The sequence below is a fragment of the Salinifilum aidingensis genome (assembly GCF_054782015.1).
This window is the reverse complement of the sequence record NZ_BAAGTH010000005.1, coordinates 250,901-276,924: the sequence shown is the minus strand read 5'-3', so window position 1 is coordinate 276,924 and position 26,024 is coordinate 250,901. Positions and strand designations below refer to the sequence as shown.

Annotated in this window: 30 protein-coding genes and 2 rRNA genes; 21 read left to right on the top strand and 11 right to left on the bottom strand. The window is 73.5% G+C overall.

Features of this window, described 5'->3' with window-relative positions; translation table 11 throughout:
- Both ACYVJE_RS09780 and rrf read left to right on the top strand, forming a co-directional pair.
- A 23S ribosomal RNA gene (locus ACYVJE_RS09780) occupies window positions 1-123 on the top strand; the annotation flags it as partial.
- 107 nt (window positions 124-230) lie between these two features.
- Window positions 231-347: ribosomal RNA gene (gene rrf / locus ACYVJE_RS09775) — 5S ribosomal RNA — on the top strand.
- A 679-nt stretch (window positions 348-1,026) separates the two neighbouring features.
- On the opposite strand, the gene ACYVJE_RS09770 is transcribed toward rrf, so the two are convergent.
- Window positions 1,027-1,785 carry a TrmH family RNA methyltransferase gene (locus tag ACYVJE_RS09770; RefSeq protein ID WP_461144212.1) on the bottom strand — a complete coding sequence of 253 codons (759 nt, stop codon included), beginning with the start codon at window positions 1,783-1,785 and terminating at the stop codon, window positions 1,027-1,029.
- A gap of 100 nt (window positions 1,786-1,885) precedes the next feature.
- Between ACYVJE_RS09770 and ACYVJE_RS09765 the strand changes: the two genes are divergently transcribed.
- Together ACYVJE_RS09765 and ACYVJE_RS09760 are read left to right on the top strand one after the other, a co-directional pair.
- Window positions 1,886-3,259: a WS/DGAT/MGAT family O-acyltransferase gene (locus ACYVJE_RS09765; protein ID WP_461144211.1), complete on the top strand. Its 1,374-nt coding sequence runs from the start codon at window positions 1,886-1,888 to the stop codon at window positions 3,257-3,259.
- Window positions 3,256-3,768: a DUF6912 family protein gene (locus tag ACYVJE_RS09760; protein WP_459157147.1), complete on the top strand. Its 513-nt coding sequence runs from the start codon at window positions 3,256-3,258 to the stop codon at window positions 3,766-3,768. Before ACYVJE_RS09765 ends, ACYVJE_RS09760 begins: the two co-directional genes overlap by 4 nt.
- Window positions 3,769-3,834: 66 nt before the next feature.
- Here the strand turns inward: ACYVJE_RS09760 and ACYVJE_RS09755 are convergent, their stop codons facing one another.
- The 3 genes from ACYVJE_RS09755 to aroA all read right to left on the bottom strand — a co-directional run bounded on the left by ACYVJE_RS09755 (window position 3,835) and on the right by aroA (window position 7,102).
- Entirely contained in the window at window positions 3,835-4,656 is an 822-nt protein-coding gene (locus ACYVJE_RS09755; RefSeq protein WP_461144210.1) for a hypothetical protein, read from the bottom strand.
- Window positions 4,657-4,826: 170 nt separating this feature from the next.
- Window positions 4,827-5,822, bottom strand: a complete 996-nt coding sequence (rsgA, locus tag ACYVJE_RS09750; RefSeq protein WP_461144221.1) for a ribosome small subunit-dependent GTPase A — start codon at window positions 5,820-5,822, stop codon at window positions 4,827-4,829.
- Window positions 5,819-7,102 (bottom strand): 3-phosphoshikimate 1-carboxyvinyltransferase, encoded by a 1,284-nt coding sequence (aroA, locus tag ACYVJE_RS09745; RefSeq protein ID WP_461144209.1) that lies wholly within the window; start codon window positions 7,100-7,102, stop codon window positions 5,819-5,821. Before aroA ends, rsgA begins: the two co-directional genes overlap by 4 nt.
- A 125-nt stretch (window positions 7,103-7,227) precedes the next feature.
- Between aroA and ACYVJE_RS09740 the strand changes: the two genes are divergently transcribed.
- From ACYVJE_RS09740 to ACYVJE_RS09730, 3 genes are read left to right on the top strand one after another with little or no spacing between them, the layout of a single operon-like run.
- The gene (locus ACYVJE_RS09740; RefSeq protein ID WP_461144208.1) at window positions 7,228-7,953 is read left to right on the top strand and encodes an SOS response-associated peptidase; all 726 of its coding nucleotides are present in this window, start codon (window positions 7,228-7,230) and stop codon (window positions 7,951-7,953) included.
- Window positions 7,954-7,969: 16 nt separating this feature from the next.
- A complete protein-coding gene (locus tag ACYVJE_RS09735) occupies window positions 7,970-8,674 on the top strand; it encodes an SOS response-associated peptidase (RefSeq protein WP_461144207.1) in 705 nt (234 codons plus the stop codon).
- Window positions 8,671-9,282: an alpha/beta hydrolase family protein gene (locus ACYVJE_RS09730; protein ID WP_459157142.1), complete on the top strand. Its 612-nt coding sequence runs from the start codon at window positions 8,671-8,673 to the stop codon at window positions 9,280-9,282. The genes ACYVJE_RS09735 and ACYVJE_RS09730 overlap by 4 nt, the downstream gene beginning before the upstream one ends.
- On the opposite strand, the gene ybaK is transcribed toward ACYVJE_RS09730, so the two are convergent.
- Window positions 9,283-9,765, bottom strand: coding sequence for a Cys-tRNA(Pro) deacylase (gene ybaK / locus ACYVJE_RS09725; RefSeq protein WP_461144206.1), 483 nt, complete (start codon window positions 9,763-9,765; stop codon window positions 9,283-9,285).
- Between the two features lie 337 nt (window positions 9,766-10,102).
- On the opposite strand from ybaK, the gene ACYVJE_RS09720 reads away from it, so the two are divergent.
- Window positions 10,103-10,807, top strand: a complete 705-nt coding sequence (locus ACYVJE_RS09720; protein WP_459157140.1) for a sigma-70 family RNA polymerase sigma factor — start codon at window positions 10,103-10,105, stop codon at window positions 10,805-10,807.
- Window positions 10,804-11,160, top strand: coding sequence for a mycothiol system anti-sigma-R factor (gene rsrA / locus ACYVJE_RS09715; protein WP_461144205.1), 357 nt, complete (start codon window positions 10,804-10,806; stop codon window positions 11,158-11,160). Before ACYVJE_RS09720 ends, rsrA begins: the two co-directional genes overlap by 4 nt.
- A gap of 296 nt (window positions 11,161-11,456) precedes the next feature.
- Here rsrA and ACYVJE_RS09710 read toward each other — a convergent pair whose 3' ends face one another.
- Window positions 11,457-11,540, bottom strand: a complete 84-nt coding sequence (locus tag ACYVJE_RS09710; RefSeq protein ID WP_459160067.1) for a 50S ribosomal protein bL37 — start codon at window positions 11,538-11,540, stop codon at window positions 11,457-11,459.
- A gap of 228 nt (window positions 11,541-11,768) precedes the next feature.
- Between ACYVJE_RS09710 and ACYVJE_RS09705 the strand changes: the two genes are divergently transcribed.
- Together ACYVJE_RS09705 and ACYVJE_RS09700 are read left to right on the top strand one after the other, a co-directional pair.
- Window positions 11,769-11,984, top strand: a complete 216-nt coding sequence (locus tag ACYVJE_RS09705; protein ID WP_459157138.1) for a biotin/lipoyl-binding carrier protein — start codon at window positions 11,769-11,771, stop codon at window positions 11,982-11,984.
- A 41-nt stretch (window positions 11,985-12,025) separates the two neighbouring features.
- Complete coding sequence (locus tag ACYVJE_RS09700; RefSeq protein ID WP_459157137.1) at window positions 12,026-13,519, top strand: histidine kinase N-terminal domain-containing protein; 1,494 nt, start codon at window positions 12,026-12,028, stop codon at window positions 13,517-13,519.
- 405 nt (window positions 13,520-13,924) lie between these two features.
- Here ACYVJE_RS09700 and ACYVJE_RS09695 read toward each other — a convergent pair whose 3' ends face one another.
- Together ACYVJE_RS09695 and ACYVJE_RS09690 are read right to left on the bottom strand one after the other, a co-directional pair.
- Window positions 13,925-14,182, bottom strand: a complete 258-nt coding sequence (locus tag ACYVJE_RS09695) for a WhiB family transcriptional regulator (protein WP_459157136.1) — start codon at window positions 14,180-14,182, stop codon at window positions 13,925-13,927.
- A gap of 244 nt (window positions 14,183-14,426) precedes the next feature.
- Window positions 14,427-15,353, bottom strand: coding sequence for a diacylglycerol/lipid kinase family protein (locus ACYVJE_RS09690; protein ID WP_461144204.1), 927 nt, complete (start codon window positions 15,351-15,353; stop codon window positions 14,427-14,429).
- A gap of 386 nt (window positions 15,354-15,739) precedes the next feature.
- Between ACYVJE_RS09690 and ACYVJE_RS09685 the strand changes: the two genes are divergently transcribed.
- Both ACYVJE_RS09685 and arfB read left to right on the top strand, forming a co-directional pair.
- Window positions 15,740-16,195 (top strand): hypothetical protein, encoded by a 456-nt coding sequence (locus ACYVJE_RS09685; RefSeq protein WP_461144203.1) that lies wholly within the window; start codon window positions 15,740-15,742, stop codon window positions 16,193-16,195.
- A gap of 98 nt (window positions 16,196-16,293) precedes the next feature.
- Entirely contained in the window at window positions 16,294-16,731 is a 438-nt protein-coding gene (gene arfB / locus ACYVJE_RS09680; RefSeq protein WP_461144202.1) for an alternative ribosome rescue aminoacyl-tRNA hydrolase ArfB, read from the top strand.
- Here the strand turns inward: arfB and ACYVJE_RS09675 are convergent.
- Both ACYVJE_RS09675 and ACYVJE_RS09670 read right to left on the bottom strand, forming a co-directional pair.
- Complete coding sequence (locus ACYVJE_RS09675) at window positions 16,719-17,204, bottom strand: GNAT family N-acetyltransferase (RefSeq protein ID WP_461144201.1); 486 nt, start codon at window positions 17,202-17,204, stop codon at window positions 16,719-16,721. The genes arfB and ACYVJE_RS09675 overlap by 13 nt on opposite strands.
- A gap of 27 nt (window positions 17,205-17,231) precedes the next feature.
- The gene (locus ACYVJE_RS09670; protein WP_461144200.1) at window positions 17,232-17,816 is read right to left on the bottom strand and encodes an acid phosphatase; all 585 of its coding nucleotides are present in this window, start codon (window positions 17,814-17,816) and stop codon (window positions 17,232-17,234) included.
- A 215-nt stretch (window positions 17,817-18,031) separates the two neighbouring features.
- On the opposite strand from ACYVJE_RS09670, the gene ACYVJE_RS09665 reads away from it, so the two are divergent.
- The 8 genes from ACYVJE_RS09665 (at window position 18,032) to ACYVJE_RS09630 (ending at window position 24,725) form a co-directional block, all read left to right on the top strand.
- The gene (locus ACYVJE_RS09665) at window positions 18,032-18,691 is read left to right on the top strand and encodes a DUF1326 domain-containing protein (RefSeq protein ID WP_461144199.1); all 660 of its coding nucleotides are present in this window, start codon (window positions 18,032-18,034) and stop codon (window positions 18,689-18,691) included.
- Window positions 18,667-19,488, top strand: coding sequence for a DUF2182 domain-containing protein (locus tag ACYVJE_RS09660; RefSeq protein ID WP_461144198.1), 822 nt, complete (start codon window positions 18,667-18,669; stop codon window positions 19,486-19,488). The genes ACYVJE_RS09665 and ACYVJE_RS09660 overlap by 25 nt, the downstream gene beginning before the upstream one ends.
- Window positions 19,489-19,618: 130 nt before the next feature.
- Window positions 19,619-21,208 carry an ABC transporter substrate-binding protein gene (locus ACYVJE_RS09655; protein ID WP_461144197.1) on the top strand — a complete coding sequence of 530 codons (1,590 nt, stop codon included), beginning with the start codon at window positions 19,619-19,621 and terminating at the stop codon, window positions 21,206-21,208.
- On the top strand, window positions 21,205-22,179 hold the full coding sequence (locus ACYVJE_RS09650; protein ID WP_459157127.1) for an ABC transporter permease: 975 nt from the start codon (window positions 21,205-21,207) through the stop codon (window positions 22,177-22,179). Before ACYVJE_RS09655 ends, ACYVJE_RS09650 begins: the two co-directional genes overlap by 4 nt.
- Window positions 22,172-23,074 carry an ABC transporter permease gene (locus ACYVJE_RS09645; protein WP_459157126.1) on the top strand — a complete coding sequence of 301 codons (903 nt, stop codon included), beginning with the start codon at window positions 22,172-22,174 and terminating at the stop codon, window positions 23,072-23,074. Before ACYVJE_RS09650 ends, ACYVJE_RS09645 begins: the two co-directional genes overlap by 8 nt.
- Complete coding sequence (locus ACYVJE_RS09640) at window positions 23,071-24,051, top strand: ABC transporter ATP-binding protein (RefSeq protein WP_461144196.1); 981 nt, start codon at window positions 23,071-23,073, stop codon at window positions 24,049-24,051. Before ACYVJE_RS09645 ends, ACYVJE_RS09640 begins: the two co-directional genes overlap by 4 nt.
- Window positions 24,045-24,470, top strand: a complete 426-nt coding sequence (locus tag ACYVJE_RS09635; protein ID WP_461144195.1) for an ATP-binding cassette domain-containing protein — start codon at window positions 24,045-24,047, stop codon at window positions 24,468-24,470. Before ACYVJE_RS09640 ends, ACYVJE_RS09635 begins: the two co-directional genes overlap by 7 nt.
- A 66-nt stretch (window positions 24,471-24,536) precedes the next feature.
- Window positions 24,537-24,725 (top strand): hypothetical protein, encoded by a 189-nt coding sequence (locus ACYVJE_RS09630; RefSeq protein WP_461144194.1) that lies wholly within the window; start codon window positions 24,537-24,539, stop codon window positions 24,723-24,725.
- A gap of 100 nt (window positions 24,726-24,825) precedes the next feature.
- Here ACYVJE_RS09630 and ACYVJE_RS09625 read toward each other — a convergent pair whose 3' ends face one another.
- Entirely contained in the window at window positions 24,826-25,905 is a 1,080-nt protein-coding gene (locus tag ACYVJE_RS09625; protein WP_461144193.1) for an alcohol dehydrogenase family protein, read from the bottom strand.
- Between the last annotated feature and the right edge of the window lie 119 nt (window positions 25,906-26,024).

The window sequence follows — 26,024 nt, the reverse complement described above, 5'->3', positions numbered from 1 at the left end:
GAGGTCTCCCTCCCCATGTGGGTTAAGGCTCCCAGGAGATGACTGGGTGGATAGGCTTGGCATGGAAGCGCAGTAATGTGTTTGTGAGTGGACGAGTACTAATCAGCCGAGTGACTTACCAACTCCCCGTTGTGTGGGCTGTTGGGTGGGGTGATGCGTGGGGTGTTCACACCTGCTGATCGGCTTCTCAAGCATCGTCCCCACCACCACGGGTGGTGGGGTGTGGGGTTGTCGGTGGCTATGGCGGGAGGGGTAGGCCCGGTCCCATTCCGAACCCGGTAGCGAAGTCTCCCTGCGCTGATGGTACTGCACTCGGTGGGGTGTGGGAGAGTAAGGCGCCGCCGACACAACACGAAAAGAGGGGTGGGGTTGTTGAGCCCGTCCGCCCGGGGGAACCAGGGGGTTCTCCCGTGCGGGGTGAGGGTTCCGGCCCCACCCCTTTTTTTTGTGTGTGTGGGGGTCTGTGCCGGCCGTGTGGGGTGTGGGTGTGCCTCCTGGGGTGGGGGTCGCGTCCGCACCCCTTTTGTGTGTGTGGGGGGTGCCGGCGGTGCGGGGGCGGGCTCGGCCATCTCCCCGCGTGCCTGGCGGGACCCTTCCCGCGTGTGCCGGCCCGAGTGGTCGGGTGGTCGCCGTGTTTCGGCTGGCGGGCGGCGCGTGCGGGGCGCAGCCGCACGGTGGTCCAGTTCCGGAGCTGGCGAGCATCGCATGGTGGTGTTCGTGCCTCCTCCGCCCTGGCTGCCCCTGCCAGGGCAGCGCGGTATTCCGGACTGCTGAGCTCGCACTGGCCCGGCGGTGGGTCACCGCGGCAGCGTTCGGCAGTCCCGAACGGTTCGGCGAGTGGCCGGCTGCGGCGGGCCGGGGCCGGTGCCGCAGCACCTGCTGCGGCACCGGCCAACGGTGCACACCGACCGACGGCGGGTCTCGCCGGGTCGGGACCGGGTCAGGCGCCGATCCTGCCGGCGTCGGCGCGCGTGACGGTCACGACCGCGGGCCGCGCTCGGGAAGTGCCACCACCAGGCCAGTGCGTCACCGGGTGCGGCGGAGCATTTCGAAGGCGAGCACGGACGCCGCGCTGGCGACGTTGAGCGATTCCACCGCCTCGCGCATCGGAATCCGGAGCGTGCCGGCCACGTACGCGCGCACGTCCTCCGAGAGCCCTGCGGTCTCGCTGCCGAGGATGAACGCGGCGCGGTTGCCGAACTCGGCCTCGAAGATGTCCTCCTCGCCGTCAGCGGCCAGCGCGTACAGCGGGTAGCCGGCCTCGCTGAGCAGCTCCGCCGCCTCCCCAGCTGTTTCCGTGCGCAGCACGGGGGCGTGGAAGGCCACCCCCGCCGAGGCCTTCACCACGAGGGGGTCGATGCGCGCGGTGCCGCGGTGCGGCACGACGATCCCGTCGATGCCCGCTGCGGTCGCGGTCCGCAGGACCATCCCCACGTTCGCCGGCGTCGTCAGCCCGTCGAGCAGGAAGACGCTGCGCGGGGCGCGGGCCGGGTCCTCGAGGACGTCGGTGAGGCGCCGCATGCCGCGCGCCACGACGTCCGCGACGACTCCCTGGTCGTGCCTGCCGTTGCCCGCGAGCACCTTCACCCGCTGCGCGCTCGCGCGCTGCACCTTGACGGCGCGGTCCGCGGCGGCCTCCTTGATCTCCTCGACCACGCGACCCTGCATCCCTTCGGCGAGGACGACCTTGTCCACGCGCACGTCCAGGTCGCCGAGCGCTTCGAGGACGGGTTTGCGGCCGTAGACGGTGACGAAGCGGTCCTTGGGTGCCGGTGTCGTGCTCACTCGACCAGTGTGCAACCCGGTGCCGCCCGGTTCGCCCGGACCCCCGGCGAGCCCCCGCAGCGGGTCCGGGCGCGCCCGGCGGTGTGCCAGGATCACGGGCATGTCCGAACGGTTGACCGCTCTCGACGCGTCGTTCCTCTACCTGGAGGAGCGCACCACGCCGATGCACCTGGGTGGTGTGACGGTGTTCGAAGCGCCGGGGCTGGACTACGACACCGTGCTGGAGCTGATCGACCGGCGGCTCAACGCGGTGCCGCGCTACCGGCAGCGGGTCCGGCACGTGCCCGGCCGGTTGGCGCGGCCGGTGTGGATCGACGACGAGGACTTCGACCTCACCTACCACGTGCGGCGTTCGGCGTTGCCGCGTCCGGGTGACGAGGAGCAGTTGCACGACCTCGTCGCCCGGCTCATGTCGCGGCAGCTCGACCACACGCGTCCCCTGTGGGAGATGTACGTGGTGGAGGGGTTGGCCGGTGACCGGGTCGCCGTGGTCACCAAGGCGCACCAGGCGCTGGTCGACGGTGTCGGCGCGATCGACCCGACTCAGGTGCTGCTCGACGACACGGCGCAGGGCGGCTCGGAGATGTGGGCGCCCCGGCCGGCTCCCGGGCCGGTCGGCCTGCTCGCGGACGCCGGGGTGGAGGCGGTGCAGCGCCCGGGTGCGGTCGTGGAGAACCTGCGCGCCACGGCGGCCGATCTGAACGCGACGGCGGGCAAGTTCCGCCGCGTCCTCGGCGGGATCGGCTCGGCGGCGTGGTCCGCCGCGGTGCCCGCGCCGAACCGGCCGTTGAACGCGCCGACTTCGCCGCAGCGCCGCTTCGCCGTGGCGCGTGCGGGGCTCGACGAGCTGCGCGCCGTCCGCACCGAGCACGGCACGACCGTCAACGACGTGGTGCTGGCCGTGGTGACCAGCGCCCTGCGGAACTGGTTGCTCTCCCGCGGCGAGCTCGTCGGCTCGGGCGCGAGCCTGCGGGCGATGGTGCCGATGTCCGTCCGGTTCGGCGCGGAGAGCGGGCCGGATTCCGTCGCTCCGTACCTGGTGGACCTGCCCGTGGGGGAGCCGAACCCGGCGGTGCGGCTGCACCAGATCAGCCACGTGCTGCGCAGGCACGTGGACTCGGGCCAGTCGGTGGCGGCGGACGCGCTGGTGACCCTGTCCGGGTTCGCCCCGCCCACGCTGCACGCGCTGGGCGCTAGGGTGGCCAACGGGTTCTCGGATCGCCTGTTCAACGTGCTCGTCACCAACGTGCCGGGGCCGCAGGCCGCGCGGTCGGTGGCGGGCGCGACGATGCGGGAGATGTTCCCAGTGGTACCGCTGGCCAAGAACCAGTCGCTGTCGATCGGCGTGACGTCCTATCGCGGCGACGTGTTCTTCGGGCTCAACGCGGACCGCAACGCGATGTCCGATGTGGAGGTGGTGGCGACGATGCTCACTGAGGCCGTGGACGAGATGCGCGGGACGGTCGCCGGATGAGGGTGTACGTGCCGGCGACGCTGTCCCTGTTGCGGCGCCTCGTCGACGAGCGCCAGCTGTTCCCGCTGGGCGGCAACGCGTTCGCGCTGACCGCCGCGCTGCGCGAGGCCTACGCCAGCGGGGACACCGAGGAGTTGGAGTACGCCGCGCTGCGCGAGGCCGCGCGCGCGTCGCTGCGCCTGCTGGCCACCAACGAGTCGGACAGCTCCGAGGAGGACCACGAGCACCCGCGGCGCGTGGTGCTCTCGGCCGACGTGGACGACGTGACACCGCGGCCCGACCTGGACCACGCGGTGGTGAAGGTCTCCTCGGCTCTCGAGTGGACGCAGGTGGCCGCGGTGCACGTGGACACCGGCGAGGCCGAGGAGGCGGTGCGGGCGGCCGCGTCCGTCGTGGACGCGGCCGATCTCGGCGATGTGGACGCGGAGTTCCAGCTCGGCGAGGCCGAGGACCACGAGCTCGCCTGGTACGCGCCCCAGGAGGTCCCGTTCCTGCTCGAGCTCATGTGAACCGTCCGCGCGGAACCCCGGCCGGGGTTCCGCGCGGATCCGCTGCTGCGCCGGCCGGGTGCCGGGTCAGTTCGGCATCTGCGGCGTGTTGCCGCCCATGCCGGGCATCTCCTGGACCTGGTCGGCCGGCGGGACGGTGATGTCCACCGGCTCGCCCCACTCGCTGTAGTTCACGGTCGTGGTGGTCTCGGGGACCTGCTGGCCCATGATCTGCATGGGCGGCACGACGCTCTTCACCCGGATCGGCAGGTCGTCCTCGCCGACCCACACGGTCTGCCGCAGCTGGTCGACACCGGCGTCGGCAACCGGCTGCAGGATCTTCTTCTGCTGCTCGGGAGCTTCCTGCACGGCCTTGCGCACGTCGGTCACCGTCTCGTACTTGGTGGCCTGCTGCCCGTCGACCTGCTCCTCGCTCGTGTTCGCGATCTCGGTGCCGGGCGGCAGCATGCTCTGCAGGTCCTGGAACTTGGACACGTCGGATCCCTGCTGCTGGGGCATGCCGGAGATGTCGGTCTTCATCCAGGGCTTGCCGGACTCGCCGCCGAGCTCGGCCATCTGCGGGACCTTCACGTAGACGGCGTCGCCGGTGCTGACCAATTCCTGGTCGCCGCCGCAGGCGACGTCCTGCTTGCCCAGGTCGACCTGGCAGTCGAGGTGCTGCCCGCCCTGCGGGCCGCCGGCGATGTCGATCGCCATGCGCGCGGTGTCCTTGCCGTTCATGCTCTGCGTCGACGCGTCGACGAGGGACGTGACGCTGTCGAACGCGCCACCGCTGGAGTTCTGCCCGCCGGAGTCGCCGGACGAGGAGTCACCGGCGGGGGAGCCGCAGGCGCTCAGCACGGCAGCGGTCAGGGTGACCGCGGAGAGGGTCATCGTCGTACGACGCACGATCCGTCCTTCCTTCGGTGGAATGGCTACGCGGGGGAGCGTAGTCACCGGACGGGGAGGTGCGTGTCGTTTCGGCGAATTTCACCCGGGTCGGACGCGCCCGGCGGAGCCCTCCGCTCGCCCGGCCCGTTGGGGAGGCGCCGGCCACCGCGGAGGGGTGGCGAGGCCGGTCAGGTCTCCTGGCCCGCGCGGGAGCGCAGCAGGCGGCGCAGGGAGGCCAGCTGGTCGCCGCGCTCCTCCTCGGCGGCGAACGCGTCGAGGTGGCAGTCCGGGTCGTCGATGTGGTCGCAGTGCGGCGAGCACTCCTCGGCGGCAGCGGCGAAGCCCTCGAACACGTCGATGACGTCCTCGGCGGTGACGTGGGCCAGGCCGAACGAGCGGATGCCGGGCGTGTCGACGACCCATCCGCTGCCGGGCAGCGGCAGCGCCACCATCGAGGTCGACGTGTGCCGGCCCTTGCCGACTTCGCTGACCTCGGCCGTGGCGCGCTGCGCGTCCGGGACCACCCGGTTGACCAGGGTGGACTTGCCGACGCCGGAGTGGCCGATGAGGGCGGAGACGCTTCCGGACAGGCAGGAGCGCAGCTCCTCCGGCTCCTCGTCCAGCCGGGTGACGATGATCCGCAGGTCCAGCGCGGTGTAGTCGTCGAGGAACGAGCCGGGGTCGGCCAGGTCGGCCTTGGTCAGGCACAGCACCGGGGAGAGCCCCCCGGCGTAGGCGGCGACGAGCGCGCGGTCGACGAACCCGGCGCGCGGCGGGGGGTCGGCCAGCGAGCTGACGATGAGCAGCTGCTCGGCGTTGGCCACCACGACCCGCTCGTACGGGTCGGTGTCGTCGGCGGTGCGGCGCAGCACGCTGCTGCGCTCCTCGACCCGCACGATCCGGGCGAGCGTGCCGGGATCGCCCGAGGTGTCGCCGACGAGGTTGACCCGGTCCCCGACGACGACGGGTGTGCGTTTGAGCTCCCGCGCGCGCATGGCCACCACGGTGCGGTCCGGGTCGCCGTGCAGCGCGCAGGTCCAGCGCCCGCGGTCGACGGCCACGACCATCGCGCTCTCCGCGTCGGCGTGCCGCGGCCGCTGCTTGCTGCGGGGGCGGCTGCCCCGCCGGTTCGGCCTGACCCGCACGTCGGATTCGTCGAGGTCGCGCCAACCGCGGCTCATCAGGCGCTCCCCCGCGCGTCGGTGAGCATGCCGGACCACAGCGCCGGGAAGTTCGGCATCGTCTTGCGGGTGGTGGAGATGTCGTCGATGGCCACCTCGGGCAGCCGCAGGCCGAGGATCGCCCCGGCGGTGGCCATGCGGTGGTCGTCGTAGGTGTGCCAGGTGGCCGCGCGGGGGCTGCGCGGCGGGCCGTCGATGACCAGTCCGTCCTCGGTCTGCTCGGCGGTGCAGCCGACCGCGCCCAGCTCGCGCGCGAGGGCGCCGAGCCGGTCGGTCTCGTGCCCGCGGAGGTGGGCGATGCCGCGCAGCTGGGAGCGTCCGTCGGCGAGCGCGGCCAGGGCGGCCACGGTGGGGGTGAGCTCGCCGACGTCGTGCAGGTCCGCGTCGGCCGGCTGCAGCTGTTGCGGCCCCGTCACCGTCAGCCCCGCCTCGTCGAGCCGCACCCGGCAGCCCATCGACTCGAGCAGGCCGCGGATCGCGTCGCCGGCCTGCGTGGTCCGCTGCGGCCACCCGGGCACGGTGACGCTCCCGCCGGTGGCGGCCGCGGCGGCCAGGAACGGGGTGGCGTTGGACAGGTCCGGTTCGACCGCGACGTCGGCGGCGGCGATCTCCGCCGGTGCGACGTGCCAGACGTCCGCGGTGGAGGTGTCCACGTGCACGCCGCGCTCGGCGAGCATGGCCACGGTCATGTCGATGTGCGGCAGCGACGGCACGGGCGGGCCCGCGTGCGTGACGGTCAGCCCCTCGCCGAACCGCGCGGCCGACAGCAGCAGACCGGAGACGAACTGCGAGGACGCGGACGCGTCGATGGTCACCGCGCCGCCCGCGAGACCGCCGGTGCCGTGCACGGTGAACGGCAGCGCGTCGCCGTCCACGTTCGCGCCGAGCGCGCGCAGCGCGGACACCATGGGGCCGAGGGGCCGCTCGCGCGCCCGGGGGTCGCCGTCGAAGCGGATCTCGCCCTTGGCCAGGGCGGCCATCGGGGGCACGAAGCGCATCACGGTGCCGGCCAGGCCGCAGTCCACGTCGGCGGGACCGTGCGGCGTGTCGGGCTCGACGACCCAGGAGTCCTCGTCGCCGTCCCGCACCGCCGCGCCCAGCGCGCGCACCGCCGAGGCCATGAGTTCGGTGTCCCGGCTGCGCAGCGGTCCGCGGATGGTGGACGGTCCGGTGCCCAGGGCGGCGAGCACCAGCGCCCGGTTGGTGATCGATTTCGAACCGGGCACGGGCACGGTGGCCTCCACCGGGCCGGTGGCGACGGGAGCGGGCCATGGCTGCGTCATGCCCGCAATGATTCCGTACTCGTGCGCTGAGGTGCAGCGGTGGGGGTGCGCGCGCGCCGCGCGTGCTGTTGCCTGGGGGAGGGCGCTCGTTCGCGCGGGGCGGGCGCCGCCGAGGAGGTGGGGCGATGTGCGGCAGGTACGCATCGACGAAGGGCCCGGCCGCGTTGGCCCGGGAGTTCGCCGCCGTGGACGCCACCGGCGGTGCGGCCCCCGGCGCGGACTTCAACGTGGCACCGACCAAGGAGGTGCTCGGCGTGGCCGAGCGCCCCCCGCGGCAGGACGGCGGCGGGAGCGGTGAGCGCGAGGTCCGCGTGCTGCGCTGGGGGCTCGTGCCGCACTGGGCGAAGGATCCGGCGATCGGCAACCGGATGATCAACGCGAAGGCGGAGACGGTGACCGACAAGCCGGCGTTCCGGGCGCCGATCCGCCGCAACCGCTGCCTGGTGCCCGCCGACGGCTGGTACGAGTGGCAGCCCACCGGCGCGGGCAAGCAGCCGTACTTCATGACCACCGGCGACGGTTCCTCGCTGGCCCTGGCCGGAATCTGGTCGGTGTGGCGCGACCCGTCCGCCGCGGAGGAGGCGCCGCCGCTGGTGACGTGCTCGGTGCTGACCACCCGCTCGGTGGGGCGGCTGCGGTCGATCCACGAGCGGATGCCGCTCCTGCTGCCGGCCGGGGTGTGGGGCGAGTGGCTCGACCCTGAGGTGCGGGACGTGTCCGACCTGCTGGGGCCTCCGGCGGAGGACTTCGTGGACGAGCTGGTCCTGCGGCCGGTCTCCACCCGGGTGAACAACGTGCGCAACAATGGCCCCGAACTCGTCGAGCGCGTCCGGGCGGCGGACGCCGGGTGAAGCGAAGGGAGCGGTGATGTGCGGTCGCTACGCCGTGCACCGCGATCCCGCCGCGCTGGCCGCGGAGTTCGCGGCCGCGGACAAGATCGGTGCGCACCTCGGCCCGGACTGCAACGTGACACCTGCCAGGACGGTGCCGATCGTGGTGCAGCGCGGTGCCGAGCGCAGTCTGCGGCCGGTGCGGTGGGGGCTGCTGCCGGAGTGGGCCGCCGAGGACGCCAAACCGCTGATCAACGCGCGCGCCGAGACGTTGACGCGCAAGCCCGCGTTCGCCGAGGCGGCGGCGCGGCGGCGCTGCCTCATGCCGGCCACCGGCTGGTACGAGTGGCAGCCCGGTCGGCGGCAGCCGTTCCTGTGCACGCGGCGGGACGGTGACGCGAGCCTGGCGATGGCCGCGGTGTTCACGGCCCGCCGGGTCGCCGACCGCAGCGATCCCCTGGTCACCTGCGCTGTGGTCACCACCGCCGCCGCGGGGGAGTTCGCCGGGATCCACCCGCGGATGCCCCTGGTGCTGCCGCGCCAGCGGTGGGCGGAGTGGTTGGATCCGGAGCGCGCGGTGATCGACGAGCTGCTCGCTCCGGTTCCGGAGATGCTGGCGGACATCACGGTCCAGCCCGCGCCCGTCGAGGTGAACAACATGCGCAACAACCACGCCGGGCTGCTCGACCCGGCCGCCGCCGAACCGGACCCCGCTGTGCAGACCGCGCTGTTCGAGTCATGACGACGCTCGACCTGACCACCCCGCACGGACCGGCGCGCGCCACGCTGCACTGCGCCTCGGAGGGCCGCGCCCTGCTGCTGCTCGGGCACGGCGCGGGCGGCGGCGTCGACGCGGCCGACCTCGTGGCGGTGACGCGCACGGCCACCGACGCCGGGGTGCACGTGGCGCTGGTGGAGCAGCCCTACCGCGTGGCCGGCCGGCGCGCCCCCGCCCCCGCGCGGCAGCTCGACGCGGCGTGGCTGGCGGTGGCCGAGGAGCTGGACAAGCGGCGGTTCAGCGACCTGCCGTGGATCTTCGGCGGGCGTTCCGCGGGGGCGCGGGTGGCCTGCCGCACCGCCGAGGAGGGCGGGGCCTCGGCGGTGCTGTGCCTGGCGTTCCCGCTGCACCCGCCGGGCAAGCCGGAGAAGTCGCGCCTGTCCGAGCTGGCGGAGGTGGACCTGCCGGTGCTGGTGGTGCAGGGCGAGCGCGACGCGTTCGGCCAGCCGCCGCCCACGCACGAGCGCGAGGTGGTGCTCGTGCCCGGGGACCACGCGCTGCGCGCCGACGTGGCCGCCGTCTCGCGCGCGGTCGACGAGTGGCTGACCCGGATCCTCCGGTTGATCGACTGACTAGCCCGCTCCGGTGATGTCGGCGACGCGGGCGTCGAGCAGGGCGACGAGGTCCTGCGGGGCGAGTTCGATCTGCAGGCCGCGCCGGCCGCCGCTGCAGAGGACCGTCGCGTGCTCGAGCGCCCCGGCGTGCACCACGGCGGGCAGCCGCTTCCGCTGCCCGAGCGGGGAGATGCCGCCGGCCACGTAGCCGGTGGCGCGCTCGGCGGCCTCCGCGTCGGCCATCCGCGCCTTCTTGCCGCCGGCAGCCGCGGCGAGCGCTTTGAGGTCGAGCTGCTCGGCGGTCGGCACCACCGCGGCGGTCAGCGTGCCGTCCACGTCGGCGATGAGCGTTTTGAGCAGCCGCTCGGGTGCGACGCCGAGGCGTTCGGCGGCTTCGCGGCCGAAGGAGTCGGCGCGCGGGTCGTGCTCGTACTCGTGCAGCCGGTGAGTGGTGCCGCGCTGGGAGAGCAGCTTCGTGGCCGGGGTGCCCTTGCCTGCCATGCCCGGCAGTGTAGGCCGGGTGATCGCGGCGGATCCGGAAGAGCGCGGTGGGGTGCGAACGGTGCTGTGCGCTGCGCGGAGCTTCGCGTCACCGGTTCGGGCGTGGCGCAGGACACCGGCGCGGGAGCGGAATAGCGAACCGCGGTGGGCCGTTGAACGCGGTGTGAGACGCGATTCGACTTGCGTGCTGGACCGCCCCGACCGGATCAGCGGGGGCGACGACTCGTCTTCCGTGCGCACTCCCGGATCCCCGGTATCCTGGGAGACGGACCATGCGCCCGCGTGCATGGGATCATCGTCGACCCCGAGCTCGTCGCAGCGACGGGAAAGGAGCCCGGTGCCCAGCACCTCAGGCAACGAGACCGAATCCCGGGACGCCACGGGAACGGCCGCGCGGGCCGAGGACGCCCGGTCGGCGGTTTCCGGGCAGGAGTCCGCCGCGGAGGAGGAGAGCGATCAGGAACGCGCCGCGCGGTTCGAGCGCGACGCGATGCCGCTGCTGGACCAGCTGTACGGCGCCGCTCTGCGGATGACGCGCAACGCGCAGGACGCCGAGGACCTCGTGCAGGAGACGTACCTCAAGGCGTACTCCGCCTTCCGGACGTTCACCCGGGGGACGAACCTCAAGGCGTGGTTGTACCGGATCCTCACCAACACCTACATCAACGGCTACCGCAAGCGGCAGCGCCAACCGCAGCAGCAGCCGACCGACGAGATCGCCGACTGGCAGCTGGCCCAGGCGGAGAACCACTCGTCGACGGGCTTGCGGTCCGCGGAGGTGGAGGCCCTCGACCGGCTACCGGACAGCGACGTGAAGAACGCGCTGCAGCAGCTCGCCGAGGAGTTCCGCATGGTCGTGTACCTGGCGGACGTGGAAGGCTTCGCCTACAAGGAGATCGCCGAGATCATGGACACTCCGATCGGCACGGTGATGTCGCGGCTGCACCGCGGGCGCCGCCAGCTCCGCGACATGCTCGCCGACGTGGCCCGTGACCGCGGTCTCATGCGGGCCCGGCAGCAACAGGAGGTGAGCACGTCATGAACGGGCACGAGTCCCACGAGGCCTCTTGCGAGGACGTGCTCTCCGAAGTCTGGCTCTTCCTCGACGACGAGTGCGACGAGCAGCGCCGGGCCGCGGTGCAGCGCCACCTGGACGACTGCGGTTCCTGCCTGGAGCACTACGGCATCGAGGAGCACATCAAGGCGCTGCTGCACCGCAAGTGCCAGGGCGACCACGCGCCGACCGAGCTGCGGGAACGGCTGCGGTCCTCGATCCGCGACGCGGTGCTGCGGCAGGCGCAGGTCACCGTGGAGGAGGGGCCCAGCGGAACCTCGGTGGAGGTGCGGACGTGGGAGCAGTCCTCCGCGCGCTCCTGGGAGGCCTCGGGCGACTGACGGGGACAGCACTTCTCGCCGTCCTCGGGGGAGCCGCACGCGGGAACCCGCGGTGGGCCCGGCTGCGCTGCGGCCCCTTCGGCGCTGGCGCGCCGGCGCGGGAGTGCCGGCGGCCGCTCTGAGCCGATGACCGGCTGCGCTCCGACGAAGCGCGACCAGCGGCTCCCGCGGCTCTCGAGCAGGCCGCGCCGATGCGGTGCAGCCCTGCCGACGTGCGAAACCCCGCCGACGTGAAAAACCCCGGATGGTGACTCCAGCGGAGTCCGCATCCGGGGTTTTCTGACGTCGCGCACCGCTCAGCCGCGCCCGGCGTTGGGACGCTTGCCGTGGTTGGCGTTGTTCTTGCGGCGGTCCTTCTTCTTGCGGGCCCGCTTACCCATGGCCTCTCCCTCAGGTTGGCTTGCGTCACCAGCCGACCCTGGGCGTCGCGCGAGCGGCGTCTCGCCGATGAACACCCGGCCAAGCTGGGCTTTTCCGCCCCCCAGTCTGCCATGGCCACCACCTGGTGCCGTGGGGTGGTGGCGTTCGTGGTTTCCTTGTCGTGTCCGTTGTCGGAGGCCCGTCGGCTCGTCGGCTCGGAGGACGCGGCGGGTGCGAGGAGGGAAGCGATGGCCGAGGAGATCCGCGCTGAACTGGTCGCCAACGTCATGTCGGTGTCCGTGGTGACGGGTGACGCGGTGGACAGCGGCGACTCGGTGGTCATGCTGGAGTCGATGAAGATGGAGATCCCGGTGCTGTCCGAGTCCGCCGGAACGGTGCGCGAAGTCGCCGTGCACAGCGGTGACGTGGTGCGCGAGGGCGATCTGATCGCGGTCGTGGAGTGAGCCGTGCCCGAGCGAACGCCCCCGAGGAGCGAGGTCGCCCGGTGTCCACGCTGAGTGATCTGCTGGCGGAGCACACCCGGCTGTCCGGTGCGGCGGCGGACCACCTGCAGCTGGTCGTCGCCGAGTGGCAGCTGCTGTCCGACCTGTCGTTCGCGGACTTCCTGCTGTGGGTGCCGGTCGGGCCGGAGGAGGATCCGACGAACCGGTTCATCTGCGTCGCGCAGGCCCGGCCGACCACCGCGCCCACGGCCCACCCGGAGGACGTGGTCAGCAGCGAGGTCACCGAGGAGGAGCACCCGCAGCTGCGCCGCGCGGCGTTCGAGGGGCGCATCTGCCGCGAGGAGGACCCGCGGTGGCACCTGGGGGTGCCGGTGCGGCGCGAGACGATCCCGGTGCGCCTCGGCGACGACGTCATCGCGGTGCTCGGCCGGGACACGAACCTGGCGGTGCCGCGCGTGCCGAGCCCGCTGGAGATCTCCTACCTGGGCAGCGCCGCGGACCTGTGCCAGATGGTGGCCGACGGGACGTTCCCCACCCCGGAGCCGGCTCCGGACGTGCACACCAGCCCGCGCGTGGGGGACGGCCTGGTGCGGCTGGACAGCGCGGGCACCGTGGTGTTCGTCAGCCCGAACGCGCTGTCGGCCTACCACCGCATGGGGCACGCGGCCGATCTCGTGGGGGCGCAGCTGGCGCCGCTGACCCGGTCGCTGCTGTCGGACCCGTTCGACGCGGACGAGGTCGTCCAGCGGATGCGCCGCGCGGTCACCGGCGAGCCGAGCATGCGGATCGAGGCGGAGGCCCGCGGCGCCACGGTCCTGTTCCGCGCGCTGCCGCTGTACCCGCGGGGGCAGAGCGCCGGGGCGCTGGTGCTGGTGCGGGACGTCACCGAGGTCAAGCGGCGCGACCGGGCGCTGATGTCGAAGGACGCGACGATCCGGGAGATCCACCACCGGGTGAAGAACAACCTGCAGACCGTGGCCGCGCTGCTGCGGTTGCAGGGGCGGCGCACGGGCAACGCGGGTGCGCGTTCGGCGCTGGACGAGTCGGTGCGGCGGGTGACGTCGATCGCGCTGGTGCACGAGACGCTGTCCATGTCGGTGGACGAGCGGGTGGACCTCGACGACGTGGTCGACCGGGTCATCCCGGTGATGAGCGATGTGGCCACCGCGGACACCGGTGTGCAGGTCGCTCGGGAAGGCCGGTTCGGGGTGGTCGCGGCGGAGTTGGCCACGCCGCTGGTGATGGTGTTGACCGAGCTCGTGCAGAACGCGCTGGAGCACGCGTTCGCGGACGGTCAGGGCGGCGAGGTCGTCGTGCGGGCGGAGCGCTCGGCGCGTTGGCTCGACGTCGTCATCTCCGATGACGGCCGCGGGCTGCCGAAGGGCTTCTCCCTGGAGCGCGCCGAGCACCTCGGCCTGCAGATCGTGCGGACGCTCGTGGAGTCCGAACTGCGCGGTTCGCTGAGCCTGCGCACTCGGCAGCAGCAGAGCGGCACCGAAGCGGTGCTCCGGGTGCCGCTCAAGTACCGCCGGTGAGGAGTACCGCCGGTGAGCGCCGCTCCGCGCGGGAACCCGGCGCCGGGTGCGGGCTCCGCCGGTGGATGCGCTGCTCGGTTGCTCCTCGACGGACCCTCGTCGAGGAATCCTCCGATGCAGCGCATCCGCGGGCGAGATCTCGGCTCCGCGGGTGCGGGGCCGGGCGCCCGGGCCGTCCGGCGAAGCCCTGCGATGGCGGTCGCATCGCGGTCGGTGGTGCGTCGATGGCTGGTGCGCTCGGAACGGGGTGCGCACCGGAGGCCGATCCGCCGCGGCAGCCGCGGCGTCGACGCTGATCGGCCGGGGGTGTGATCGGTTACGGGGGTTCGGTGCTGAGTTCCCTTCAGACGACGTGGGGTCGGGTGTGGACGTCGCGTCCGGCCCCACGTGGGGTGAAGGGACGGCTCAGGCGTTGCTCCGGGTGCGGGTGGTGCGCGAGTTGCGGCGCTTGAGCGCGCGCCGCTCGTCCTCGCTCATGCCGCCCCAGACGCCCGCGTCCTGGCCGGTCTCCAAGGCCCAGGCAAGGCACTCGGAGACGACGGGGCAACGGCGGCACACGGCCTTCGCCTCGTTGATCTGCAGCAACGCGGGCCCGCTGTTCCCCACGGGGAAGAACAGTTCGGGGTCCTCGTCACGGCAAACCGCGCGGTCGCGCCAGTCCATCGTCCTTGCTCCTCGCTAGGCGCGCTTGCGCGCGCCGGTCGTCGTTCGGGGTGTTTGTGAATGCTTTCACGGAGTCCGTGCGCTTGTGAATGCTTTCACGAACTGCCGCGATGTCAAGGGGTCGATCTTGCCCGGTGAGCGAGCTCACTCGGATGATCGACGGTGCTTGACCAGGGGTTTGTTCGACGATGGTGCACACGTGGGAGCCCCGTGCGCACGTCGAAGCGCATCCGTTGCGGGAAGGTTATACGGCGACGCGGAGTGCGGCCGGTGCTGAGCGGAAGACCACCTCGGACCGCTCACCCGCGCTGTCGCCGTCGACCTGAAGCCGCGACGGCACATGACAGGTTACGCACAGATGTGCCACGTTCGCACGCCAAAATGAGTTTCTCCCGTGTGGTTTCCCTCTATCGCGGAGTGCTGTCGCGACACATGACAACACTGCGTGAGCGCGCATGCTGCGCAGGCCGACGACGCCGAGACCGTCGTCAAAGCTCGTACCAGGGGAAATGCGCACAGGGCGGGAGCCGAGGTAGGTCCACGGGTCCGTGTTGGCCACGAAAACTGTGCGCAAGTCGTCCACCGGCGGAGTGTCATCAGCACGAACCGTGATCATCTCCGCGCGGCGGGCCACGTGGAAGTAGCGCTCCAGCGCGGTGCGCGCGTACAGCCAGGGCGTGACCGGGCGCCCCCGCTCGCGGTGCCGTTCGACCGCGGCGACGACCTCGGCGTCCCAGCCGATGCCGGCGTTGAAGGTGAACCAGCGCTCGTCGGCGCGGCCCAGGCTCACCCAGCGGGTGCGGCCCTCGCGCAGCGCGCGCAGCAGCCAGTGCGTCGCCTCGATCGGATCGCGGGGCATGCCGAGCGCGCGGGCGAAGACGTTCGCCGAGCCACCGGGCACCACGCCGAGCAGCGGCAGCGCGGGGTCGCCCGGCTCGCGCTCGGCCAGCACGCCGTTGACCACTTCGTTGACCGTGCCGTCGCCGCCGTGGGCGATGAGCGCGTCCACGCCCTCGCGGGCGGCCGCCCGCGCCGTCTCGGCGGCGTGGCCCGCGCAGCGCGTCTCCACCACGTCCAGCTCGAGCTCGCTGGCCAGCGCGTGGGCGAGCACGTCGCGCCCCGCCGCGGTGGTGGCGGTCGCCTGCGGGTTGACCACGAGGATGGCACGCACGGGCAGCAGCCTATGCCAGCGCGCGTCGATCTCCGGGACCGGGAAGCGGCTACCGGGGAAGCGGGCCCCGCAGGCGGTGCTGGTGCCGGAGGGGCGGTGTCGGCGCGCGGCGGGCGGTGCACCCCGGAGCACGCCCGACGCGCGACACCCGACAACCCGGCCACGACGGTGCGGAACACCCCGAAAGCCCGCCTGTGCGCCGTGACCTTGCCCCCATCATGGACCGTGCGGACGCTCGCAGTCATGCGGCGTTCGGGCGTATTACCCTCGAGGAGTGCGCACGTTCAGTGACCACCGGGCCCGGTGGCACCCGCGATCCAGTGGCCCCCGGGGCCCGGTGACCGCTGCGCCTCCCACCTCCGCGATGTCCGGAAAGGCGTGTTCCCGTGTCCGCTGAAGCATCCGCGCCCGGCCCCTCGATTCCGCGGAGCGTGCGGGTCGCCGGAGCGATCACGACCCTGCAGGCGCTCGTCGGGTGGGGGTTCGTCGTCGCCCTGCTGATCCGCGGCACGTCCGACGAGCTCGGCGCGGTCGGCACGCTGCACCGGCAGCAGACCTACGGCGAAGCCGGCTACTACGCCTTCCTCGCCGCCTGCGTGCTCGCCGCGGGGATCGGACTGCTCGCGGGCAAGCACTGGGCGCGCACGCCCGCGCTGCTGCTGCAGCTGCTGCTGCTCGGCACGGCCTGGTACGCGATGGGGCCCTCCGACCGCCCGTCCGTCGCGTTCGCGCTGGCGGTGCCCGCCGTGGCGGTGCTGTACTTCCTGTTCAACCGCGACGGGCGCGCCTGGTCCTGGAACGCGGGGATGGCGCCGGACGCGGAGCGCTCCGAATCGGGGTAGGTGTTCGACGTGTCCGACCGGCACCTCCGCCCCGGCGCGCACGCCCCGGGGCGGCGCCACCCCGCACGATCGGGCCACCCCGCGCGGGTGGGACCGCGGTGACCGCCCCCGGTTCGGACCTGCGCGTCGCGCGGCGGCTGGTGATCGCCCGCGGTGAGCTCGCCGAGCGGTTCACCCGCTCGTCCGGACCGGGCGGGCAGGGCGTCAACACCACGGCCTCGCGCGTGGAGCTGTCGCTCGACCTCGCGCGTTCGCCGTCGGTTCCCGAGGACCTGCGGCAGCGGATCCTGGCGCGGTTGGCCCACCGGCTCGCCGGCGGGGTGCTGACCATCGCCGCGAGCGAGCACCGCGAGCAGCGGCGCAACCGCGAAGCCGCCAGGGCCCGCCTGGTCGCCGTGCTCCGCGAGGCCGCGGCGCCGCCGCCCCGGAAGCGCCGCCCGACGAAGCCCACGCGCGGTTCGCAGGAGCGGCGGATCGCGGCGAAGAAGCACCGCGGACAGCTCAAGCGCGGCCGCAGCGGCCGCTACGACGACTGACCGCCCTGCTCGGCGAACGCCTGCAGGGCCCGCCCGGTGAGCCGGTAGCCCGTCCACTCGTCGAGCGCGCCGGCCCCGGCGGCCTCGTAGAAGCGGATGGCGGGTTCGTTCCAGTCGAGCACCGACCACTCCAGCCGGGCGTAGCCGTGCTCGAGGCACTCGCGGGCGAGCGCCCGCAGCAGCGTCCGGCCGAACCCGTGGCCGCGGTGCTCCGGGCGGACGTAGAGGTCCTCCAGGTAGATTCCGTGCACGCCCTCCCACGTGGAGAAGTTCAGGAACCACAGGGCGAAGCCGGCGACCCGGCCCCCGTGCTCGGCGACGTGGCCGAACAGCGCCGCGCCCTCGGCGAACAGCGCGTTCCTCAGCGCCTCGGTGGTGAGGTGGCACTGCTCGGCGGCCCGCTCGTAGTGCGCGAGCTCGTGCACCAGCTCGACGACGGCGGGCGCGTCGGCCTCGGTGATCCGGCGAATCATGCTTCCCTCCGCGGTCAGTCCGCGCGTTCAGTCCACGGGCGGAACGTTGGCGTGCACGAGCTGCGGAACGCCGCGCTCGTGGCCGAGCACGGTGATGCAGGCGGCGTCGAGCGCGAAGCGGACCCCGTCGGGGACCGGGCGGTCCAGCCAGCGCGCGACCAGGCAGCGGCTGAAGTGGCCGTGCCCGACGAGGACGACGTCGGAGCCGGCGGTGCGGGCGCGGGAGAGCACCGCGTCGGCCCGCTGCGCGACCTGCTCGGCCGTCTCCCCGCCGGGCACCCCGTGCGTCCACAGCGTCCAGCCGGGCACCTCCTCGCGGATCTCCGGGGTGGTGCGGCCCTCGCAGTCGCCGTAGTCCCACTCCGCCAGCCGCGGTTCCACCGCGGAGGGGTCGAGCCCCGCCAGCCGGGCGGTCTCCTGCGCGCGCTGCCGCGGGCTCACCAGCACCAGCGCGGGGGCGGTGCCGCGCAGCGCGGCCAGGGAGCGGCCGGCGCGCTCAGCGGCCCGCTCGCCGGCGGGGGTGAGCGGGACGTCGGTGCGTCCGGTGTGCCGGCCGCTGCTGGACCACGCGGTCTCGCCGTGGCGCAGGAGGTAGATGCGGTGCTCTGTCACGCCTGCAGAGCGTAGAGAACGGCGCGGAGCGGAGCGTTCGGTGGCACCCGGTCCGCCCGCGGTGGTCCGCCGGGCGCGGTGCGAGGCGTCCCGCGCCGGCTCCGAACTCCGTCGCCAGTTCCTCCGGACGAGGGGCCGGAACGTGTTGACAGGTGCCCTCGTCCGAAGAGGACACTACGAGTGGTAGTCGGCTACTACTGAGGGTGAGGCCCGTCATGACTACCTCCACTGCCCCGAATTGGCGGCTCAAGGGCGTGTGGTTCGACGCGTGCAAGTGCGAGATCCCCTGCCCCTGTTCCTTCGCCCAACCCCCCACCTACGGCGATTGCAGCGGCGTCCTGCTCTGGCACGTCCGCGAAGGCGCCTACGGCAGCACCAGGTTGGACGATCTCAACGTCGCGATGCTCGCCTCGTTCGTCGGCAACGTCTGGAGCGGGGAGCACGCGGACGCGTACGCGGCGGTGTTGCTCGACGAACGCGCGGACGATGACCAGCGCGCGGGGCTGCACGCGATCTTCGGCGGCGAGGCGGGCGGCTGGCCCGCGCAGTTCGGAGCGATGTTCGGTCCGGAGATCCTGGGGATGGAAAGCGGGCCCATCGAGGCGGTGATCGAGGACGACCTCGCGCGGTGGAGCGTGCGCATCCCGGGCAAGGCCGAGGCCGCCGTCGAGGCGTTGAGCGGTCCGACCGCGACCGCGGGGGAGCGGGTGCAGGTGCACAACCTGCCCGGTGCCGAAGTGGGGCCGGGGCAGGGACCGGCGACGTGGGGCAGGGCCACCGCTGATCGCGCCGATGCGTTCGGCTTCTCGTGGGACCGCTCCGGCCGTTCCAGCAAGCTCATACCGTTCGAGTGGTCGGGTCCCGATACGCCGTGACCGCGCGGACGGGCGCGCGGCGGCCGCGCGCGCGGTCGGGCGCGGAACTGCTCCTGGTGGGAACGCTGCTCGTGCTCGCCGGGCTGGCCTGGCTGCTGACCAGCGACCTCGCCGCGCCCGGCATGCGGCTCGGGATCCTCACCGGAGCTCGGCCCGTGCGGTCGCACGGGGCCGAAGGGATCCGGTTCGGCCTGTTCCTGGTGACGTGGGTGGTGATGATGGCGGCGATGATGCTGCCCGCCATCACGCCGTTCACCGTGGGCATCGGCCGCGTGATGCGGGCCCGGCGCGCGGGCACCGGCACCGTGGCCGCGTTGACCACCGGCTACCTGCTGGCGTGGGGCACGACGGGCCTCGTCGCGTACCTGCTGCTGCGCGGGTTCGACGCGGTCGCTGCCGCGGGCGGCACGACGGCCGTCCGGGCCGGTGCGGTGGTCCTGCTGGTCGCGGGCGCGTTCCAGTTCACCCGCTTCAAGCAGTGGTGCCTGGTGCACTGCCGATCGCCGATGGCCCTGCTCGTCCAGCACGGCGAGCGGGCCACCCGCAGCCGCGGCGGAGCGCTGCTGGTGGGTTCCGGTCACGGCGCTTACTGCATCGGTTGCTGCTGGGCGCTGATGCTCGTGCTGCTGGCCGCCGGGATGATGAGCCTCGTCTGGATGGCGGGCGTCGCGGCGCTGGTGACCCTCGAGAAGGTCCTCCCCCGCGGCCAACTGGTCAGTTTCGCGATCGGCGCGTTGCTGATCGGCGCCGCTGTCGTCCTGCTCGCCGCCCCCGGGCTGGTGAGCGCCGCGAGCTAGGCGCGCCAGTGGTGATCGTGAAACGGGTGCGGGCCTCCGGGGTGCCGGCGCCCCTGCGCACCCACCGGGCCGGTGCGAGCAAGATCTCAGGCAATTGAGAAAAAGTTGCAATAATGTCTAACGTGCAGCTGTGCTGACTCGTCGAAGCCTGTTCGCCGCCCTCCCGCTGGCCGCCGGCGCCTCGGCCGCCGGTTGCTCGGCCCCCTCGCAGCCGGGCGCCCGGCGGGACTCGCTGCTGCTCGCCGACGGGTTCGAGCCGGAGAGCCTCAACCCGCTGCTGGGCTACGCGAAGCAGGGGGCCGCGAAGTTCTACGACGGCCTGCTGGCCTTCGACGGGAAGTCGCGGCTCGTGCCCGCGCTGGCGGCCGAACCCCCGCAGTCCACACCGGACGCCAGGACCTGGACGGTCAAGCTGCGCGAGGGCGTGCGCTTCCACGACGGCACCCCGTTCGACGCCGAGGACGTGGTGGCCACCTACCGCGCGGCCATCGACCCCGCCTACGCCTCGACGGTGAGCTCCGACTTCGACGTGCTCGCCGACGTCGAGGCGGTGAACCCGCGCACCGTGCGCTTCCACCTGACGATCCCGTACGCGGCGTGGCCGTCCAGGATGACCACGGGCATCGTGCCCGGCGCGGCGCTGGCCGGGCACGCCGCGCTGGAGAACTCGCCGCTGAACACCGAACCGGTGGGCACCGGCCCCTACAAGCTCGTCGAGTGGCGCCAGGGCGACCAGATGGTCTGGGAGGGCAACCCGGACTACTGGGGCGGCGCCCCCGAGATCGGCAGGATCACGGTGGTGTTCGCCGAGGACGACAACACGCGCGCGCAGCGGCTGATCTCCGGCGAGTTCGACGGCACCGTGCTCCCGCCGGTGCTCGCCGAGCGCGTCGGCCGCGACGGCTACCGCACGGTGCACCACAGCACCGCCGACTACCGCGCGATCTCGCTGCCCAACGACCACCCGGTCGCGGGGGACCGCGCGGTGCGCACCGCGCTGAACCTCGCCGTCGACCGCGAGGGCGTGATCAAGGCCCTGCTGGGCGGGCACGGCACGCCCGCCCACACGCCGATCCCGGCGATCATGGGCGACAACCACGAGCCGCGGGCCCGCTTCGCCTTCGACCGGGACCGGGCCCGCGAGGTGCTCGACGAGGCCGGTTGGCGCGCCGGGCCCGACGGCATCCGCGAACGCGACGGGCGGCGCGCCAGGTTCACCGTGCTGTACTTCGCGGACCGCTCGTTGCGCCGCGACCTGGCCACCGCGTTCGCCTCGGACGCCCGCTCCGTCGGCATCGAGGTCGAGCTCGCCGGGGTGGACACCTCCGCGGTCGAGGGCCGGCTGGGCACCGACGGCCTGGTGCTCGGCGACGGCAACCCGATCGACCCGGATCCGCAGGCCTACAGCAGCCTGCACTCCTCGATGATCGGGACCGGCACGTACAACAACCCCGGCCGGTACCGCAACGCCGAGGTCGACGCCGCTCTCGACGCCGCCCGGCAGGAGCTCGACCCGGCGAAGCGCGCCGAGCACTACCGGCGGATGCAGCGCGCCTACGTCGCGGACCCGGGCCTGGTGTACCTGGCCTTCATCGACCACAGCTACGTGCTGCGCGAGGGCGACTGGACCGGGTACCGCGAGCCGGTCGAACCGCACACGCACGGCACCACCTGGGGACCGTGGTGGAACATCGAGGACTGGAAGCGGCGGGACGCATGAGCGCCGCGATCGGACGTCTGGTGCTGCGCCGGCTGGCGTTCGCGGTCCCGGTGCTGCTGATCGTCTCGCTCGGGGTGTTCCTGCTGGCAGCGGCCTCCCCGTTCGACCCGATCACGCAGTACTTCGGGGTGCAGCTGTTCGACGCCTCCGCCGCCGACGTCGCCCGGGTGCGCGCCGAGCTGGGGGTGGACGAGCCGGTGCTGCTGCAGTTCTGGCACTGGCTGACCGGGGCGCTCAGCGGCGATCTGGGCGTGTCGCGGTCGATGCGGCAGCCGGTCGGCCAGGTGGTCGCCGAGCGCCTGCCGTGGACGGCGCTGCTGGCCGTCACCGGTCTGGCGCTGGCGGTGCTCATCGCCCTGGTGCTGGGCACCGCGGCGGCCTGGCGCCAGGGCGGGGTGCTCGACCGGTTCGTGACCGCCGTCGGGCACGCCCTGGAAGGGGTGCCGCCGTTCGTGCTGGCGCTGCTGGCGATCGCCGTGTTCTCCCTGGGGCTGGGCTGGCTGCCGGTGGCCGGGCTGACCGACGGCGGCGCGGCTGTCTCGGTCGGCGAGGTCGCCGAGCACCTGGCGCTGCCCGCGCTGGTGCTGGGGGTGTCGCAGTCGCCCTGGCTGGTGCTGCACGTGCGGCAGTCGATGCTCGCCTCGCTGGCCGAGGACCACGTGACCGGTGCGCGGTCCCGCGGGCTCGCCGAGCGCGTCGTCGTGCTGCGGCACGCGCTGCCGACGGCGCTGCTGCCGTTCGTCACCCTCATCGGCGCGCGCATCCCGGAGCTGGTCACCGGTGTCGTGCTGGTGGAGGAGGTCTTCTCCTGGCCCGGCCTGGCCGGGGCGGTCGTCACCGCTGCGACCGCCGTGGACTACCCGCTGCTGGCGACCGTGACGCTGGTGGCGACGGCCGCCGTGCTGCTCGGGTCGCTGCTGGCGGACATCGCCGCGATCCTCCTCGACCCCCGGGTGGCGACCGATGGCTGAGCCCACCGCGGCGCGCACCACCGCGTCCGACGAGCCCGGCCCCTGGCGGCCCGCGGGCCGCGCGCGGCGCACGCGCGCGCATCCGCGGGCGCGGTTGTGGGCCTCGGTGGCGGTGCTGGCCGCGCTGGTGGTGGGCGCGATCGCGGTTCCCGCCCTGCTGGGGGCCGAGTCGGTGCGCTACGACGCGATCCGGCTCGCACCGAGCCCGGCCCACCCGTTCGGCACCGACTCCGGCGGCCGGGACGTCTTCGTCCGCTCGCTGGCCGGGTTGCGGGTCTCCCTGCTGGTGGCCGGGTTCAGCGCGCTGGTGTCCACCGTGCTCGGTTCCGCGGTCGGCGTGGCGGCGGGCGGCCTGGGCGGCTGGCCGGACCGGCTGCTGATGCGCCTGGTCGACACCGTCAACTCGGTGCCGCACCTCCTGCTGGGCGTGGTGATCGTCGCGCTGTACCGGGGAAGCCTGACCGCGGTGGTCTGCTCCATCGCCCTGACCCACTGGACCACGGTGGCGCGCCTGGTGCGTTCCGAGGTCCTGTCCCTGCGGCAGCGGCCGTACGTCGACGCGGCGATCGCCGGCGGGTCCTCGCGGTGGCGGATCCTCGTGCGGCACCTGCTGCCGGCGGTCGTGCCGCAGGCAGCCCTCTCGGCGGTGCTGCTGGTGCCGCACGCGGTGTGGCACGAGACGGCGCTGAGCTTCCTCGGGCTCGGGCTGCCGCCGCACCTGGCCAGCATCGGCAACATCCTGGGCGACGGCCGCGAGGCCGTGCTGCTGGGCGGCTGGTGGATCGTGCTGTTCCCCTCGGCACTGCTGGTCGCGACCACGCTGGCGGTCTCCGGGCTGGCGGCGACCTGGCGCGACCGGATCGTGCCCCGGAGGCGATCGGAGTTGGCGCTGTGACGGAAGCGGACGTGCTGACCGGACCGACCGCCGCGACCGGGTCCCTGCTGTCGCTGCGGCGGATGTCGGTGCGGTTCCGGCTCCGGCGGCGCGCCGTCGTGCGCGCGGTCAGCGACGCGACGCTGCGGCTCGAGCGGGGCCGGGTGCTGGCGCTGGTCGGCGAGTCCGGGTGCGGCAAGTCGGTGCTCGCCTCCGCGCTGCTGGGGCTGCTGCCGGACAACGCCGAGGTGCGCGGCAGCGCGCTGCTGGCCGACGGCACCGACCTGCTCGCCGCGCCGGAGGGAGCGCTGTCCGGGCGGATCCGCGGCCGCAGGATCGGTCTGGTCCCGCAGTCCGCGAGCACCCACCTCACCCCGGTGCGCACCGCGCGCAGCCAGCTCGCGGAGACCGTCGCGGCGCTCGGCGGGCCCAGCGGCACCGACGAGCTCGCCGAACGGGTCGGCCTGGCGCCGGCGGACCTGGACCGCTACCCGCACGAGCTCTCCGGCGGCATGGCGCAGCGCGCGGTGCTCGCGCTGGCGCTGGCGGGTGATCCGACGGTCCTCCTCGCCGACGAACCGACCACCGGCCTGGACCGGCCGCTGGTGCACCGCACCACCGACCTGCTGGCCGAGGCAGCCGCGGACGACCGCGCCGTGCTGCTGATCACCCACGACCTGGCCGCGGCGCGGCGGGTGGCCACCGACGTCGCCGTGATGTACGCCGGCCGCCTCGTGGAGGGCGGCCCCGCCGAGGAGGTGCTGGCCGACCCCTGGCACCCCTACACCGCGGGGCTGCTGGCCGCGCTGCCCGAGGGCGGGTTCACGCCGATCCCCGGCCACCCGCCGGCGTTGACCGAACTGGACCGCATCGAGGAGGAGTGGGGCTGCGTGTTCTGCCAGCGATGCCCGGACGTGCCCGGGTTCGCCCCGTGCACCGGCGATCCGGAACCGATCGAGCACGGCGACCGGTGGGTCGCCGCCCACCCGCCGTGCTGAGCGGCGCCGGCCTGGTCGCCGGTTACCGGCGCGGCACCCCCGTGCTCGACGGCGTGGACCTGGACGTGCCTGCTGGGGAAGTCGTCGGTCTGGCCGGACCGAGCGGGTGCGGGAAGTCCACCCTGGGCAGGGTGCTGGGCCTGCTGCACCGGCCCTGGTCCGGGCAGGTGTCGCTGGACGGCGAACCGGTCGCGGAGTTCCGGCACGCCACGCCCAGGGGAGTGCGCACCGCGGTCGGTCTCGTCTTCCAGCACCCCCGGCCCGCGGTGGACCCGCGGTTCACCCTGCGCGAGGCCATCGCCGAACCGCTGCTGGCCACCGGCTCCGCGGGCGAGGTCGCCGAGCTGGCCGAGGAGACCGGGGTGACCACCGAGGTGCTGAGCAGGCGCCCGCACGAGGTCAGCGACGGCCAGCTCTAGCGGGCCTGCCTGGCCCGCGCGCTGGCGCCGGGGCCGCGGTACCTCATCTGCGACGAGTTCACCGCGATGCTGGACGCCTCGACCACCGCGATGCTGGACGCCTCGACCACCGCGGCGCTGGTCCGGGTCGTCGACCGGCGGGTCCGCGAGCAGGGGCTCGGCGTCCTCGCCATCAGCCACGACGAGGACCTGCTGGGGCACTGGGCGGGGCGCACCGTCCACCTCGACGGGGCCGGTCCCGGCGGGTCCCCGTGATGCGGGCCCGACTCGCTCCCAGGTCACGTCCGGCTTCCCGAGCGCGTCCGCGAGATCTTCGTCCTGCTCTCCTCTCCGGCGTCTCCTGCGGGCCTGCCGTTCACGCGCTCGGAGCCGGCGGGAGGAGCACCAGCTTTCCGGGGTGGGCCTTGTCGAGGAAGTCCTGCTGCGCGCGCGTGATCTCGTCCAGCGGGTACGTCCGGGAGACGACCGGTCGCACCTCGTCGCGTTCGACGTAGGAGACCAGGTCCTCGAACACCGCGTCCTCCTGGAACGTGCAGCCGAGCAGGGACAGGTCCTTGAGGTAGAGCGTTCGCAGGTCGAGTTCCGCGAGCGGGCCTCCGATGGCGCCGGAGATGGCGTACCGGCCACCGGGTCGCAGCAGTTCCAGCAGGTGCGGGAACTGGGGACCGCCCACGAGGTCGATGACCACGTCGACGGATCCGCTCCCGAGGGCGCTGACGAGGTCCTCACCGCGGTCCACGGTCCGATCGGCGCCCTGCGCGATCACGTCGGCGGACTTCGCTGCCGAGCACACCGCGGTGACCGTCGCCCCGCGGCGTTTCGCCAGCTGCACCGCGGCGAGCCCCACGCCGCCCGAAGCGCCCGTCACCAGCACCCGCTCCGCGGTGGCGGCGGCCCGGTGCAGCATGTTCTCCGCGGTGGAGTAGGCGCACGGTACCGCCGCGAGTTCCGCGTCGCTCCAGTCGTTGCGGACGGCGTGCGCTTCCCGGGCGGGGGCGACGGTGAACTGGGCGAATCCGCCGTCGCACTCGCTGCCGAGGGTCCAGCACTCGAACGGCCGGTAGTCGACGGGGGTGCGCAGCATGTTCCGCACGAGGACCCGTTCACCGACGCGCTCGGGCGGAACTCCCGCGCCCGCCTCCACGACGCGGCCGCAGACGTCCGCGCCCTGGATGCGCGGGAACTCGAGCGCGGCGCCCGACCACGTGGCGTCCCCCTCGTCGACGGCGTCGAAACCCGCTGCTCCGCCGTCGCCCGTCCCCGAGGTGACGGCCTTCGAGTACCACCCCACTCGGGTGTTCACGTCCGTGTTGTTGACCCCGGCCGCGGTGACCTGGATCAGCACCTCGCCCGGTCCGGGCCGCGGCACCGGCACGTCCGTGCGGTACTCGAGCTTGTCCAGCCCACCGTGGCCGGTGAGGAGAGCAGCGGACATCGTCCTCGGCAGCAAGTGCGGGCCCCCTTCCACTGAGTCGAGTTCGGGTGCGGGCGCGCTCGTCCGGTGAAGCTCGATCGGCCCCGGAGCGCCCCACGCCCACAGCGTGCCGCACAGGG

Excerpts from the sequence above, each read along its gene's own strand:
- ACYVJE_RS09765 (WP_461144211.1), top strand. The coding sequence starts at position 1,886 with ATGTCCGAACGGTTGACCGCTCTCGACGCGTCGTTCCTCTACCTGGAG.
- ACYVJE_RS09760 (WP_459157147.1), top strand. The coding sequence starts at position 3,256 with ATGAGGGTGTACGTGCCGGCGACGCTGTCCCTGTTGCGGCGCCTCGTC.
- aroA (WP_461144209.1), bottom strand. The coding sequence starts at position 7,102 with ATGACGCAGCCATGGCCCGCTCCCGTCGCCACCGGCCCGGTGGAGGCC.
- ACYVJE_RS09740 (WP_461144208.1), top strand. The coding sequence starts at position 7,228 with ATGTGCGGCAGGTACGCATCGACGAAGGGCCCGGCCGCGTTGGCCCGG.
- ACYVJE_RS09735 (WP_461144207.1), top strand. The coding sequence starts at position 7,970 with ATGTGCGGTCGCTACGCCGTGCACCGCGATCCCGCCGCGCTGGCCGCG.
- ACYVJE_RS09730 (WP_459157142.1), top strand. The coding sequence starts at position 8,671 with ATGACGACGCTCGACCTGACCACCCCGCACGGACCGGCGCGCGCCACG.
- ybaK (WP_461144206.1), bottom strand. The coding sequence starts at position 9,765 with ATGGCAGGCAAGGGCACCCCGGCCACGAAGCTGCTCTCCCAGCGCGGC.
- rsrA (WP_461144205.1), top strand. The coding sequence starts at position 10,804 with ATGAACGGGCACGAGTCCCACGAGGCCTCTTGCGAGGACGTGCTCTCC.
- ACYVJE_RS09710 (WP_459160067.1), bottom strand. The coding sequence starts at position 11,540 with ATGGGTAAGCGGGCCCGCAAGAAGAAGGACCGCCGCAAGAACAACGCC.
- ACYVJE_RS09705 (WP_459157138.1), top strand. The coding sequence starts at position 11,769 with ATGGCCGAGGAGATCCGCGCTGAACTGGTCGCCAACGTCATGTCGGTG.
- ACYVJE_RS09695 (WP_459157136.1), bottom strand. The coding sequence starts at position 14,182 with ATGGACTGGCGCGACCGCGCGGTTTGCCGTGACGAGGACCCCGAACTG.
- ACYVJE_RS09675 (WP_461144201.1), bottom strand. The coding sequence starts at position 17,204 with ATGATTCGCCGGATCACCGAGGCCGACGCGCCCGCCGTCGTCGAGCTG.
- ACYVJE_RS09665 (WP_461144199.1), top strand. The coding sequence starts at position 18,032 with ATGACTACCTCCACTGCCCCGAATTGGCGGCTCAAGGGCGTGTGGTTC.
- ACYVJE_RS09650 (WP_459157127.1), top strand. The coding sequence starts at position 21,205 with ATGAGCGCCGCGATCGGACGTCTGGTGCTGCGCCGGCTGGCGTTCGCG.
- ACYVJE_RS09645 (WP_459157126.1), top strand. The coding sequence starts at position 22,172 with ATGGCTGAGCCCACCGCGGCGCGCACCACCGCGTCCGACGAGCCCGGC.
- ACYVJE_RS09630 (WP_461144194.1), top strand. The coding sequence starts at position 24,537 with ATGCTGGACGCCTCGACCACCGCGATGCTGGACGCCTCGACCACCGCG.
- ACYVJE_RS09625 (WP_461144193.1), bottom strand. The coding sequence starts at position 25,905 with ATGTCCGCTGCTCTCCTCACCGGCCACGGTGGGCTGGACAAGCTCGAG.